The sequence below is a fragment of the Scopulibacillus cellulosilyticus genome (assembly GCF_042665295.1).
GTDB classification, from domain to species: Bacteria; Bacillota; Bacilli; order Bacillales; family Sporolactobacillaceae; genus Scopulibacillus_A; species Scopulibacillus_A cellulosilyticus.
Window position 1 is genome coordinate 83,616 of the sequence record NZ_JBHTCO010000043.1, and the last position, 14,837, is coordinate 98,452.

The 14,837-nt window shown below is 43.5% G+C and carries 11 protein-coding genes; 1 reads left to right on the plus strand and 10 read right to left on the minus strand.

Annotated elements, in window-relative coordinates; genetic code table 11:
• Positions 1-11: 11 nt before the first annotated feature.
• The 9 genes from ACFQRG_RS20090 to fabL all read right to left on the minus strand — a co-directional run bounded on the left by ACFQRG_RS20090 (position 12) and on the right by fabL (position 12,183).
• The gene (locus tag ACFQRG_RS20090; protein ID WP_380969507.1) at positions 12-2,027 is read right to left on the minus strand and encodes an FAD-dependent oxidoreductase; all 2,016 of its coding nucleotides are present in this window, start codon (positions 2,025-2,027) and stop codon (positions 12-14) included.
• Between the two features lie 5 nt (positions 2,028-2,032).
• Complete coding sequence (locus tag ACFQRG_RS20095) at positions 2,033-3,166, minus strand: acyl-CoA dehydrogenase family protein (RefSeq protein WP_380969509.1); 1,134 nt, start codon at positions 3,164-3,166, stop codon at positions 2,033-2,035.
• A gap of 27 nt (positions 3,167-3,193) precedes the next feature.
• Positions 3,194-4,780 (minus strand): AMP-binding protein, encoded by a 1,587-nt coding sequence (locus tag ACFQRG_RS20100; protein WP_380969512.1) that lies wholly within the window; start codon positions 4,778-4,780, stop codon positions 3,194-3,196.
• Complete coding sequence (aroA, locus tag ACFQRG_RS20105; protein WP_380969514.1) at positions 4,774-6,108, minus strand: 3-phosphoshikimate 1-carboxyvinyltransferase; 1,335 nt, start codon at positions 6,106-6,108, stop codon at positions 4,774-4,776. The genes ACFQRG_RS20100 and aroA overlap by 7 nt, the downstream gene beginning before the upstream one ends.
• Positions 6,109-6,576: 468 nt before the next feature.
• Entirely contained in the window at positions 6,577-7,617 is a 1,041-nt protein-coding gene (locus ACFQRG_RS20110) for an alcohol dehydrogenase catalytic domain-containing protein (protein ID WP_380969516.1), read from the minus strand.
• A gap of 4 nt (positions 7,618-7,621) precedes the next feature.
• Complete coding sequence (locus ACFQRG_RS20115; RefSeq protein ID WP_380969518.1) at positions 7,622-8,842, minus strand: acyl-CoA dehydrogenase family protein; 1,221 nt, start codon at positions 8,840-8,842, stop codon at positions 7,622-7,624.
• A 160-nt stretch (positions 8,843-9,002) separates the two neighbouring features.
• A complete protein-coding gene (locus ACFQRG_RS20120) occupies positions 9,003-10,640 on the minus strand; it encodes a class I adenylate-forming enzyme family protein (RefSeq protein WP_380969520.1) in 1,638 nt (545 codons plus the stop codon).
• 20 nt (positions 10,641-10,660) lie between these two features.
• Positions 10,661-10,915: an acyl carrier protein gene (acpP, locus tag ACFQRG_RS20125; RefSeq protein ID WP_380969522.1), complete on the minus strand. Its 255-nt coding sequence runs from the start codon at positions 10,913-10,915 to the stop codon at positions 10,661-10,663.
• Between the two features lie 494 nt (positions 10,916-11,409).
• Positions 11,410-12,183 (minus strand): enoyl-[acyl-carrier-protein] reductase FabL, encoded by a 774-nt coding sequence (fabL, locus tag ACFQRG_RS20130; protein WP_380969525.1) that lies wholly within the window; start codon positions 12,181-12,183, stop codon positions 11,410-11,412.
• Between the two features lie 240 nt (positions 12,184-12,423).
• Here fabL and ACFQRG_RS20135 point away from each other — a divergent pair, with 240 nt between their 5' ends.
• Entirely contained in the window at positions 12,424-13,692 is a 1,269-nt protein-coding gene (locus ACFQRG_RS20135) for a beta-ketoacyl-[acyl-carrier-protein] synthase family protein (protein WP_380969527.1), read from the plus strand.
• A gap of 206 nt (positions 13,693-13,898) precedes the next feature.
• Here the strand turns inward: ACFQRG_RS20135 and ACFQRG_RS20140 are convergent, their stop codons facing one another.
• Positions 13,899-14,756 carry a class II fructose-bisphosphate aldolase gene (locus tag ACFQRG_RS20140; protein ID WP_380969529.1) on the minus strand — a complete coding sequence of 286 codons (858 nt, stop codon included), beginning with the start codon at positions 14,754-14,756 and terminating at the stop codon, positions 13,899-13,901.
• Positions 14,757-14,837 lie beyond the last annotated feature (81 nt).

Below are 14,837 nucleotides of genomic sequence, written 5' to 3' on the forward strand. Positions count from 1 at the left end.
TCTCTTCCTTTCTAGTTATTAGTCGCTTCTACTTGAGAATTGTAGACTAGATCATATGCTTGGCGGATGGCTTTTGCTGCATTAAGCTCGCTGGCATCGAAGCTCCCGCCAATGACTTCGGTTGGCACGTGTTCTTTTAAGATGTCAAAGAGCTCTCTATCAGCGGTTTGCCCTGCACATATAATGACTTGGTCAGCCTCAATAAATTGCCTGTCCTCGTCACTTTGAACCCAAACACCCTCTTCGGTAATTTCGTGACACTCAAAGCCTTTTAATATATTAACACCTAATCTTCTGAGCTCGGAAAGGAGAACCCAACGTGTCGTTGGCCCTACGCCCTTTGCGGCTCTTTTTGATCTGGAGATAATTGTCACATCAACACGGCGGGGCGATTCAACTTTTACTCCGTATTCACCGAAAAAGTTCTTAACATCAGCCGGCATATCGTTGGCTTGGGCAATAAGATGAGCAAGGTCACAGCCGATGCCCCCGCCGCCGACAATCGCGATTCTTTTACCTAAGGGGATTTTACCGGATAAAATGTCCGAATAATTGGCGACATGCGGGAGATTGGCGCCTTTAAGATGCTCAGGAATATATGGCTTGACGCCTGTCGCTATAATGACCTTATCATAGACTTTTAATTCCTCAATAGTAGGCTTAGTTGATAGTTTTACTATAACATTTAAACGTTCAAGTGACGTTCGATAAAATCTGATCGTCTCAAGAAACTTGTCCTTACCCGGTATTTGCGATGCCAGAAGAAAATGACCGCCTAATTGATCTTTTGCTTCAAAAAGTGTGACTTGACCGCCTTGTTCGGCAGCCGCTTTGGCAGCTGCAAGGCCCGCAACACCGCCGCCGACAACGGCAATTTTACGTTCTTTTTGATTTTTATCCTTACTTTTAAGGCTCCACTCCCATTCGTGACCTGTCCGCGGGTTCACAAGACAGCCGACCGGCAGGAGAGGGTTTCCTAATGTATGATCAAGACATTCTTGGTTGCAGGAAATGCACATATTTAACCCTTCGCGATCGCCTATTTTCGCTTTTAACGCAAATGATTCATCGGCGAGCCAAGGTCTTGCCGGGGCGACAAAGTCCATCAGCTGCTGCTTCAGCATATCTTCAGCAACCTCAGGTGTATGAATGCGATTGGCTCCGATAACAGGAACATCAACTGCTTGACGGATGTCAGATACAACATGAGAAAAGGCTCCGGCCGGAACAGTGGCTGCAACAGTTGGAATCCGTGACTCATGCCAGCCGACGCCTACATTAAGAGCATCGACACCGTACTTGACCAGTTGCTTTGCAAACTCAACAGTCTCCTCACGTGTTGTACTGCCCTCCATATAATCGTCGCCCGACATCCGGTAAATAACAGGGTAATCAGAGCCAGCCCTTTCACGAATTCCAGAGACGATTTCGAGAGGAAGCCGCATCCTTTTATTAAAATCGCCGCCATAATCATCTGACCGTTGATTAGTCAACGGCGAGAGGAACTGATTAAGCAAATAGCCTTCAGACCCCATCATTTCAACAGCATCAAAGCCAGCTGATTTAGCGAATACTGCCCCTTCAATAAAAGCATCCCTGATTTCCTGAATGCCTTTTACTGAAAGTTCAATAGGCGTTTCTTTTGTCACTTTTGACATTACCGGGCTTGGCGCAACTGGGGCAAGACCGGTTTCAGAGCTTTTGGCGTAGCGGCCGTTATGCTGCAATTGCAAAGCAATTTTACCGCCTGCCTGATGGACAGCTTCTGCAAGTTCCTGAAGCTGAGCACGGTGATCTTGTTCTGTTAAACAAAACATATGATCTCCGCCTCCCTCAGGAAGAACGGCAACACCGCCTGTAATGATAAGAGCGGCGCCGCCTTTAGCTCTCTCACTGTAAAAAGCTTTAAGCTGATTCAGCTGCTTCCTGTCACTTTCAATTCCAAGGTGCATTGACCCCATAAGTATCCGGTGGTCCAATTCTAAAGAACCGATTGATCCTTTTTCAAAAAGTAATGAAGCGGTCATATCATTCACCCTTTATTTAAAAAATGTTTAGCGATGACCACTTTTTGTGTTTCTGCAGTGCCTTCTTCAAACCATTGCATACGGGCATCACGATATATTCTTTCTATTTCGCTGCCTTTGAAGTAGCCGATGCCTCCAAAAACCCGCAAAGCTTTATCGGTGACTCTTTTCAGCATTTCAACACTGTAGAATTTCGCCATAGAGGCTTGTGCCGGAACCAGCGCCTCTTGATCCTGGAGCTGGCCGGCATTTTTGCATAAAAGTCGGGCAGCTTCGATATCTGTTGCCATTTCAGCAATGTGGGATTGAATAAGCTGCCGCTTGCTTAACGGCTTGCCGAATGTCACGCGTTCGTTGGCTCTGTCAATTGCAAGATCCAGAGCGCGCTGGGCAAGACCGACACATGTCATCGCAACAGAAATACGGCTTGGATCTAAAAAGCCACTCAAGGCGGCAATTAAACCTTGCCCTGGTTCACCAAGCAGGTTTTCAGCAGGTACACGAGCGTCTTTTAAGATCAAATGAGCGTGCCCTGTCCCTGTTTGCCCCATGGTAGGCGGCATTAATTTAATTTCTAATCCAGGAGTATCCCTTGGCACCATCAAGGCAAGCGTACCGTCATATCCTGTTGTCTCCTCTAAGCGTGCAAAAAGCAAAAAGTAATCGGCAATATCGCCGAAAGAAATCATCCACTTTTCGCCGTTGACAAGATAGTCAGAACCCTCTTTGCGGACAGTTGTTTTCATATCGGCGCCAGAACCGCTGTTAGGCTCTGTTAAGGTAAAGGTTGCTAAAATGTCGCCTGCAATTAGAGGTTTAAGAAACCGTTCTTTCTGTTCATCATTTACAATCGGCAAGAACGGCCGCCAAATACCGTTGCTGACATGTACGATTACCCTGATTGAACCGTGCGACTCGGCAAAGAGCTCAATAATCTCCAGGTATTTAGAAAAAGAAAGACCGCGGCCGCCTAATGATTCCGGGGCTGTTAAATTCAAATACCCCCGTTCTCTTAATTCATCCCAAACCTCTTTCCCGCATTCGCCGGTTTCCTCTATTTTGTTGGAAATTTCCCGAAGAGGACCATTAACATATTCTTTTACATCCGCTTTTAATTGTTGAAACGCTTTGTCGTCCATGAATATCCCCCTACTTTAATTTGGGCATTAGCTTTTGACTTGAAGCTTTTCTGTAATCATTTGTCTTAAAACATATTTTTGTACCTTTCCGGTAATCGTCCGCGGAAGTTCATCAATTAATTCAAGGTGTTCCGGCCAATAGATTTTGGCAACGTTCTTAGAATCCAGATAAGAAGTAATGTCTTCCAACGAAAAATCCATTTGTTCCTTAAGCGTTACATAAGCACAAATCCGCTCGCCCAGACGTGGATCAGGCATTCCGACAATTGCTACGTCTTTAATGTTTTCATGCTGGTATAATAAGTTTTCAATTTCAACAACAGGGATTTTTTCACCGCCGCGGTTAACGATATCCTTGACGCGGCCTGTAATATTTAAATAGCCGTCCTCATCCATGGTAGCTAAGTCGCCTGTAATAAAGAACCCGTTTTCATCAATTGAATCTTCATACCAGTCGTGGTGGCCTAAGTAAGTTTTGAACATCGCCGGTGTTTTGACACGGTACATTCCTTCTACGCCAGGAGCAACCTCGTTACCTTCATCATCGGTAATCTTCATTTCCATGCCTTCTATAACCTGCCCGTCAGTTCCCCAAACTCTTTCATCATTACTAAATGGTGAATTAACACTGACGAGACATGTTTCAGTTGATCCCCAGCCGCCAACAACTTTGCACTCTAATGCAGCAGTTGCGTCATAAGCAAGTTGTCTCGGGACAGCAGCACCTGTTGCAACAAAAATTTTCAATCCTTTTGGCGGATTGGCATCACGGGAAATATCCGCAAGAAACGGCATCGCCGCTTGGACAAAGGTTGAACCATGTTCCTCAATCGCCAGACGTGCTGTTTCAACACTCCATTTTGCTTGCACAACTTGTTTGGCGCCTAGATTAAAAGCCACAATCATACCGTATAAAAAGCCTGTTTGGTGAGCGATTGGCGATGGAACCCAAATCGTGTCTTCTTCTGTTAATCTTAGTGCTTTTCTATGAGCTTCAACTGCAAAGCTCAATGAACCATGCGTTTGAACAACACCTTTAGGTTCGCCGGTTGTACCTGAGGTAAAGAGCAGCTGTGCATTAGTTTCTGAATTCGGTGAGCGTCTGTTAATTTCCTCTAAATCGGGAACACTCGACGCAAGGCCGCCTAAGCAATGTTGCAAATCATGCGGATCCCTGGATTTGATCACAACCTTTGATTCCAGACAAGGAAGTTCAGCTGCAATTCGATCAACCATCGGTTCGTATTGATAATTACGATACTCCTCAGGGAAAATCAAAATTTTACTTTTTGATTTCTTCATAATAAAAGATACTTCATGATCACGAAGCGCTGGTAAAATAGGGCAGGCAGTTGCGCCTACTTTCCAAATCGCAAGCGTAGCAACAACAAATTCCCACCAATTTGGCAAAATGTAAGCAACAAATTCCCCTTGTTTTATCCCTTTATCAATAAGGCCTTGAGCCATACGATTGGCTAAATTCTCCATCTCGCCGTAATTTAATTCAATCGCGCTGGAAAGACTGAGATCAACAATGGCTTCTTTCCCCGGATCAACCTTCTTTAGATTGTCTAAAAATAATGTTTGATTTTCCAGATCGTATTGTTTTACCATGCGGAAACAGCCTCTTTTCTTGATTTTCTTTCGCTTTTTACAATTTTCATAGATAAACCTAATTGTTTCATATGATCTAAGAATTCCGGATAAGAAATTTTATAAGCATTAGGGAAAGTTAAATCACTTACTCCCTCAGCACGCGTTGCAGCCAGTGCAAAAGCCATTTCAACACGATGATCATTGAAAGTAGAGATAGAAGCGGCTTTTAGCGACTCTACTCCTTTAATGATCATATTATCCCCGTCTTCTTTAATATTCGCTCCCATTTTATTCAGCTGCAGCATCGCTTTGACACGATCAGACTCTTTTAATCTGCCGGGTCCGACGTTTTTTAAAACTGTTGTCCCTTTTGAAAGCGCCGCAAGGACACTCATGGCTGGAATTAAATCCGGAATATTCTTCATATCAATTTCAAGATCAGCGGTTGGGCGGATCCCATCATGTTGAATATGAATGCAGTCATTTTCATGATCAACATTAATCGGCAGACCCATTTTTTCTACGATCTCTAAAATTTTTCCCTCTGGATGGGAACCCGCTTGTGAAATGCCTTCTAATGTTAAATTGGACGGATGAAGCGCAGCTAAAACAAGTAAAAAGGCGGCTGATGAAAGATCCGGCTCCAATGTCAGATCACAAGGCTGATATTCTTGATTAGCTGGAACAGTCCACATCCGGCCATTTTCATGTTCAATAACTTTAATACCAAATTGGTTCAGCATTTCAATGGTTAAATTGATATAAGTTTTTTCATTTAATGGCGGAATGGCTTCGACGACAGTGTCTTTAGAAGCAAAAGGCGCTAAAATTAATAAACCGGAAATCCATTGACTCAGCGTACCTTGAATCTTCACATGACCGCCTTCCGGCAAGCCCGGATATACAGTAACAGGTAAGCGGCCTTTATCAGACTCTAATTTGACGCCCATGTCAGATAAGGCATTAAGTAAAGGAGTCATTGGCCTTGCTTTTAGTGCTCTATGCCCATCATAAGTAGCAGGACCATTTTGAGAAAGGGAGCCAAGTCCAATTAAGAATTGGGAGGTGGTTCCAGAGCTTCCGACACGGACAATTTCGTTTGTTGGACGATACGGATGACCTTCAACAATGTAACCATTATCTGTTTTACTTATTTTAATGCCTAAGTCCTTTAGTGAATTAAGGGAATCCTTAATATGTAAAGCCCCCGATTGGCCTGTAATACGTGTCTTTCCTTTAGCTAATGAACCGAAGATTAACGCACGATGTAAATGATATTTAGATGACGGTACCCGGACGACACCGTTAATTTTACCTTCGTATTTTTTAACTTTTAATCTTCCCATTGGGTAAAACCTCCATGTAAGTAGTTTTATATTTAATAATATGGTCCGTACTTATTTCTAATGAGTACTTAATCTTATGAACTGGTCATAAATTTTGCCAATAAAGAAAAGCACTAGTAACAAAACTTCATAAACCACTAAAGGAAGGCTCAAAACTAAATGCTTAAAAAATTTGTATAAAGTTAAAAGATAGCTAGATTCCAAATTAAGGGAATAAAAATTACTTCTGTAATTAAAATATAATATCGATAAACACAGTGTCAAAAACTTTGATTATAAATATTTAAAATAATAGCAAATTTGTCCCCTATTTAGCGATAAGGAAAACTTGTCTGTTGCCAAGATATACTTTTTTGATAGTACAAAACCAAAGTGGGCTTAGCACCCACTTCTTTTTTAATTTGGGAACATAACCTAACTCTAATAACTCAAAAAAAATTTTATTAAACCTGGCATAGCGGTAAAGTGTTATCTTGTTTGATCATTTGGTTTAATGATCCACCTCCCTGAAGAAGCACGGTCATCAGCAAAGGCTTGATTAACATTTTGAAGTTGAAGTGTTCCTGCAATAAGCTTAGTTGGATCAAGCTGCCCCGAATCGGTTAAGTCCATGAGCTTACGAACATCATTAATCATAGATCCGAAACTTGCGATGATACGAATTCCGCGGCGGACAGTTTTGGCAATCGGAATAGAAGCTGTATCCTCTGACATACCAATAATCGTTACTGTGCCCCCAGGCCTTACAACGTCAAACGCCATGGCAGCAGTCTCTTTATTTGCGACCGTATCAATGACGACATCTACCCCGCCTGCTCCTGACCATCGGCGAATTTTTCTCGCCGTACTTCTTGCGCCATCTTGTGTAGAAACACACATCTGTGCACCATATTTTTCAGCAGCTTTCACACCTGAAACGCGGCGAGTGACTGCGCCTAATTGGCCAGCCTCAAAAATCTTAGCCAACTGAAGTGTTGCAAGACCAAGTCCGCCGGTACCAATTACTAGAACCGTTCCGCCAGCCTGAATATCTGAAAGACTCATAGCATGATATGGCGTTGCAAAGGCATCCACTAATAATGCAGCTGCAGCGCTTGAGCAGCGTTTAGACATTCGGATCAACTGGCCAGCCGGAACAATAACCTCTTCCGCAAACCCTCCCGGCAAATGGTAACCGATACACTTTTGCCTTATACAAAGATTTGGCTGATTGTTCTTACAAGGCGAACACGTTCCGCAGGAGATAAATGGATAAACGACAACTTGATCTCCTGCTTGCCAGTCATCCGCATGTTCACCTGTTTCAACAACCGTTCCCGAAATTTCATGCCCCATGATTAATGGGAATACAGTTCCCGCCGGTACAGATTCACCCTTTAAAACTTGGCGGTCACTGCCGCAAACGCCGCATGCATCGACCCGAAGACGGACTTCACCTTTATTTAAAGGCTGACGGTCTGCTTCAACAATAGAAAAGCCTGATTCCGGTGTGAATTGGGCAGCTAGCATCTTATTAGTTCCTTTTTGCTCGTTCACGGCGGCGGGCATTAGTCAGCATTGCTTCAGCAATCGTCATTTTCTGCATTTCAACCGTCCCCTCTTCGAACCATAGTGAGCGGGCATCCCGGTAAAGCCGTTCCACTGGACTGCCTACGCAATAACCGATGCCTCCGAACAAGGAAAGAGCACCGTCAGTAACGTCACCAACCATGCGAATTGCATTTCCTTTTGCGATGGATGCCTCAAGTGAAATATCTTGTCCATTGTCAAACTTCTGTGCAGCATCCATACATAAAAGCCGTGCACTCTGAACGGCAATCTGCATTTCCGCAAGCCGCATTTGAATAGCCTGACGGCTGGCAATTGCTTTTCCAAACGTTTTTCGACTGCGAACCTTCTCTAAAGTAACGTCCAAGGCTTCTTGAGCAAGACCAACAGCACTTTGAGCAATACATGCGCGGCTTTGATCTAAGAATCCTCTGACAGCAACACCAAAACCTTCGCCAATTTCACCAAGCACCTCGTCTTCAGAAACCTCGCAATTATCGAATTTAATAACAGCATGCGAGCACCCTTTATCGCCCATCATGTGGTCCATCGGTTCAAGCTTCATGCCTGCCCGTCCATTCGGCACTAGAAATGCCGTTAATCCGCCTCTGCCGGCACCGCCTTCCATTTTCGCAATGACCGCTATAACAGAAGCTTCTTCAGCGAACGTTATGAGGTGCTTTCTGCCGTTTAAAATAAACTTTCCATTCTCGTATTTTGCCGTTGTCCTAAGATCAATGCCTGTTCCATTGTCGGGCTCAGTCAACGCAAATGCAACGAGTGCACCTTCTTCTACTAACTTTGTCAGCCAAAACTTTTGCTGTTCCTTTGAACCTTGTCCAACGGTACGCCAAATACTGTTATAAGCATGGAAAATCATACGAATTGACCCGTGGCAATGTGCGATTTCCTCAAGAATCGGGAAATAAAGTGTGAGCGGAAGGCCTTCACCGCCAACCCATTTAGGCTGTGTCAGCTTATGAAATCCTAACTCACGCATCCGTTCCCATAGAGCTTCAGGGATTTTTTCGGTACGTTCAATCTGCTCTGCCCAATCCTTTGCCTCTTCTTGACGAAATTGCAGGACCCGATTTCGAATCTCGTTAGCCCGTTTGACAAGCTCAGGATCGATGTTTTGATTATTTAATTGAATAGCGTCCGGTTCGGAAGCATTTAATATACTCATTCCAATCCCCCATTCATGTTTTAGTCTCAAAAGGATGACCCTTTTGAGACCATATTTTACTGTCTTATAGAAGTTGTTCAAAAAGTGGACGTGACGTTTTTTAGCCAATATCGGCTCTTTTTGTCTTTTTTTGAACACTCATTTTAAAAAATAATTATTTTTATGCTTCAAGGCGAAACCGTTCACGCAAGTCCCTATTCTTAATCTTTCCAGAGTGCGTCATCGGCAATTCTCTTAAAAATTCTACTCGATCAGGGAATTGGAACTTCGCCAAACCATGCTGACCTAAGAAATCACGGAGTTCAGGTAAAGAGAATTGTTCGGCGCCTTCCTTCAATACGATACAGGCAACGGTTTGTTGACCGAGCGTTTCATGCGGAGCGCCTACAACAGCAACCCGTTCAACTGCATCGAGACCCGCGATAACATCTTCAACACTCTTAGGGTCTATTTTTGTACCGCCGCGATTGATAACATCGTCTGCGCGCGCGATAAAGGAAAAGCGTCCATTTTCATCCTGGCGCAATAAATCGCCTGAATGGAACCAGCCTTCATTGTCCCATTGACGATTCGCTGCTTTTCCATTTTTATAATAACCTGCACAGAAATTTGGTCCCCGTGACCATAGTTCTCCCGGTTCTCCTTGTTTGACGTCGTTGCCATCTTCATCAACCAATCGAATTTCTATGTCTTTAAGACCAAATCCAACCGTATTGCTCACCGCTTCAATTGGATCATCAGGACGATTGGCTGTGGCTACAAAGCCTTCTGACCAGCCAAACATACCGCCTACTTTAATACCGCCATCCGTTTGTAATCTTTGAAGGACAGTGCTTGGAACAGGCGCTCCGGCATAAATGAACACCCTAACGCTTGATGTATCAGAAGATTTCAAATTTGACGCATTAGCAATATGTATGACATGCGGAGGTGCGCCTATAATGAAATTTGGTTTCTCATTTTCAACCCATTTTAACGCCCGTTTTGCCGAGAAGCGATCCAGAAGAAGGATTCGACCGCCGGCTGCAATCGTCATCATGATACCCGCAAGCATGCCGGTTTGGTGACTGATTGGCGCAAGGTCAAGAACACCGCATTTAGGTTCATAACCAAAGTTTTCAACTAATGTACGTGATGACCAAAGATAATTTGCATGCAGATGAACGATTCCCTTCGGCGATCCTGTTGTACCAGAGGTAAATACCATAACAAATGCATCTAATGGTCCAGGTTTGTTCTCATCAAGAACTTCTTTTGAAAGGACTTTCCCGCTGTCCCGTAATGATGAAAAAGTTTCTACATCATTTTGTACCCGGGAATCATCGCCTTGCAAAATGACGTGTTTTAGGAATGGAAGTTCTTTTTGAATGTCAATGGCTGTATCGTATAGAGGTTGTCCGCGATAATGACCTGCAATAATCCAGGCTTTTGCATTGATTTGCTTCAGGCTTTGAATAAGGGCTTCTCTTCCCAGATCAACTTGTAAAAATACCCCGATCGCTCCAATACGGGCTGCCCCAAATATGGCAATCACATAATCTAGTGTGTTAGGCATTTGAAGACCGATTGTATCGCCTTTACGAATACCCATTTCATAAAGATTGGCAGCAACGGATTCTACTTCTTTCCACATTTCCTTATAGCTAATGCTCCGCTGTTCATCCTTGTGGACAACATCTGGATAGAGTTCTACATCACGCTCTAACACATCGACATAAGATTCTTTCGTCCATACACCTTTTTCGAAGTATTGACGTGCACGTTCTTCTGTCAGCGTCCTGCCTTCAAATTCGAACATAATACTCTCTCCTTTAGTAATTAATCAAGCCGGCCGGCGATGTAATCAACGACTCCTGAAACCGTTGAAAGTTGGCCAAAGTCCGAATCAGGGATTTCAATATCGAATTCATCCTCGAATGCGATGGCAAGTTCAGTAAGATCAAGCGAATCTGCACCAAGGTCGTCAACAAAAAGGCTGCTTCCCTGTACCTTTGACGGTTCAACTTGCAACTGGCTGCAAACAACGTTGCGTACTTTTTCCTCAATTTGTTCTTTTGTTAATGTTGTTGCCATATCATCATCTCCATTTAATTAAATTAATATAGCTTGGGGCAAAACTATTTTATGATTCTTATTACATACGATGTCGTGACCGCCTATACCTTCTTTTCCTGCAACAATACGTACACGTACAGGATATATCAATATAAAAACACCACTGATCGTATAAACATCAAATGGTGTCGTAGTTATAAAAGTATTCTTGGCTAGTCTTTCTCGGTTTATAACCAACAAAACGGCTAACGTGATTTTACACGATACTTATATTTGTCTTCCCCTAATGATTATTGCGCTATTTTCCTAAAAAAATACGACACCTTATATTCGCGTTTATTTTACTCCTATCTTAGTTATAGTTCAACTAGTTTAACAAGTTGAATAAGTCAAATACATAGTTGGATTAATGATAGAAGCCTATTTCACTGCCTTTTAGCCAATTTTATTTTATGTATAAAAATGTTGTTGTATTGTTGATAAAGGAGGAGTCAGTACCAAGCCGAAAACGACTATGGTACAAGCAATGTCATGCCTCCATCCAAACGGACTGTTTGCCCGCGAAGCATTTCCGCTTCCTTGGAACACAAAAATAATGCAACATTGGCAATATCATCAGGTCTCACCATGCGATGATACGGCATCTTCTCTTTGACAGCAGCTAATGTCTTATCCATCTCAGGAAAGTGTCCTAACGCATCCGTCTCCACAGCTCCTGCCGAAATCGCATTGACATTGATTTTACGCGGAGCCAACTCTACGGCAAAGTAACGGACGAGTGATTCAAGTGCGGCCTTACTCGCACCAACAGTTGTATAGAATGGAAATACGCGATCCGAGCCGAACGATGAAAGAGCCAGCATTGCTCCGCCTTCCTCAGGCATCAACTGCGCAGCTTGTTGCGCGCCAATAAGAAACGCCCGGGTATTAATGTTTACAGTCCAATCCCATCCCTTTACATCAACTTCCATAGCAGATCTGTTGCGCCCTGATGCCGCGTTGTGAACAAAAACGTCGAGCCGGCCGAATTCTGACTGTATTTCATTGAACATATTGATAATTTTTTCCTCTTGGGCCATATTAGCCCGAACGAGCAGTGCCTTCTGTCCCAGATCCTCTACCTCTTTTGCCACTTCACGGGCCGCATCGCCATTGCGAAAATAGTTTATAACCACATCAGCGCCTTCCTGAGCAAAACGCAAAGCGAGCTTGCGTCCAATCCCTCGTGAACTGCCGGTCACACATACAACTTTCCCTGTATACCTTTTATTTGGGGTTTGTTCCATATCAATATGCCTCCTCTTAAAATACCTTTAATAACCTTATAACCAATATCCCTAGTTACATTCGAGTCGTTTAAAACCTGAATGATTATCTTTAAGCAAATCGATGTTGCCTTAGTAAAAGGTGTGGTAATATAATGAATATTATCATTATGTATGGACATGGTTCAAACAGTAAACACTTTTGCCATTTAAGTGCTAAAATAAAAAAAGTGCTAAAATAAAAGATGAGGTGAATAACAAATGACCGATCGCACTCGCATCGTCGTCACCGGACTAGGATCAGTCACACCATTCGGCATTGGGATACCTCTGTTTTGGGATGGGATAGTTTCCGGACGCTCCGCCATTCGTGAAACGGAAGATGAGTATCTCCGCCAGTGGGCACCTGCTACAGCCCAAATTCCTGATTTTGATCCATCCGAGTATCTAGTAAAAAAGCAAATTCAAAATTCAGATCGATTTACACAGCTTGGCATCATCGCAGCCATGGAAGCCCTGCGCGATGCAGGTTGGTCAGATCACCATTCTTTAAATAAAAGTTATTCCGCCGATCGTATTGGCATATCAATAGGATGCGCCTTTGGCGGCGTTCAGACCTTAGAAGAAGGGGCATCGCGAATTTCCACCGGACGCTCAAACCGGGTCGGACCCCGCCTTGTTCCAAAAGCAATCCCTAACGCAGCAGGAGCAGCCATTGCAAAACAATTCCACTTCCACGGTCCGGTTATGACGTACTCAACAGCCTGCGCCTCCTCAGCAAATTCTATTGGGGAAGCAAGTTACTGGCTGAGACTGGATGAAGCAGATATGGTATTAGCAGGCGGGGCAGAGTGTCTATTCAGTCCGGCTATTTTGGCTGGTCTTCGTGATGCCGGTGCAATTGCTACGGAAGGTCCGGAAGACTTTGGTCAATGGTCGCGCCCATTTGACAAAGATCGTGCGGGTATGGTGATGGGCGAAGGTGCTGCTATGATCGTTCTCGAAAAGCTCGAACATGCCAAAGCGCGCGGAGCTCATATTTATGCTGAACTTATCGGCTACGGTTCATCTAATGATGCTTACCATGAAACATCTCCAGATCCTAAGGGGCGCGGAGCAGAACTTGCGATGCAAAGAGCGCTTAGGAGCGCCAAATTAAAGGCTTGTGATATTGATTATATCAATGCCCATGCAACGGCTACTCCTGCTGGGGACCTCGCGGAATCTACTGCGCTTCAAAATACATTCGGCAAGCACTTAGACAGCATCCCTGTAAGTTCTATTAAAGGCTCAGTCGGCCATATGCTTGGTGCAGCAGGCGCCATTGAAAGCATCGCCTGTATCAAGGCAATGTGTACGAATACTTTGCCGCCTACGTTGAATTGTGATCAAAAAGAAGAAACTGCACCTCGTGATGTTGTACCAAACCACAGCCGCTCTCAGCACGTCACACGGGCACTAAGTAATTCATTTGGCTTCGGCGGACAAAATGGTGTAGTTATTTGGCAAAACGCAGAACTCATAAAATAAATGAAAAACAAAAAGCAGCGATTAGCTGCTTTTTGCATTTTTGAGAAATTGCTCTAAATTAGATAAAGCGGAGTACAAGAATCGAAAAGCCGATCCGGGATCACCCTTTTAAAAATCGCTCCTAAACTTAAAAATTCCGCCCCTCCTACCTCCTGATCCTGACAGATACACCTCTTAACTAGCCATTTACATATAAGACAAATTTGTTATAAAACCGGTTTAACTTGATTAGAAAAGATGCGTACAAATTTCACCATGGTTTTCTTCATCTCTTGCTCCATTTTAGCATTTACAGTCGATAAGTGCGGCATTTCCTCGTTTTTAAACGCTGTTTCAAATGCAGATTTCAAAAAGGAAACCGCAGCAATTGAAACTTCTGTATTCACATTAATTTTACAAATTCCTAAATCAATAGCTTGTTTTAATTTATCCTCTGAAGTTCCTGATCCCCCGTGAAGGACTAATGGGATATTGACTGAATCACGAATCTTTTTAAGACGATTAAAGTCAATATTGGGTTCGCCCTTATATAAGCCGTGGACCGTTCCAATTGCTGCTGCTAAAAAATCAATATCCGTTTCTTCGACAAATTGTTTCGCTGATTCTGGATCAGTTAATGTACCATCGCCCTCTTCCTCATCCGAAAAAGCGCCTTTAGCCATCGATCCGATTTCAGCCTCGACCGAAACATCAGCCAAATGGGCTATCTCAGTAATTTCTTTTGTACGCTCGATATTTTCTGAAAGTGAATACTTGGAACCATCAAACATGACGGAAGTAAATCCGCACTGAATCGCACGAATAATAGATTCCTTTTCATAAGCGTGGTCTAAGTGGAGTGAAACAGGAACACTTGCCTTTAAAGCCATCGCTCTAACCATAGCTGCAAATCCTTCGATATCAACAGTTGGAAAATAACGTTCTCCCAAAGCGATAATAACGGGCTGCTGTTCGTCTTCGGCGGCTGCAATCGCCGCTTGTACCGTTTCAAGACTATACGTATTAAATGCCGCGACCGCGTACTTATTCTTTTGCGCTTGTTTCAAAATCTTTTTCGTGTTCATTAACAATGTCTTCTCCCCCTTGTTTGTGATATAAAAAGAAGGCGGTTTCAAAAATAGAAATCGCCCGCAGGTTAAGATTCT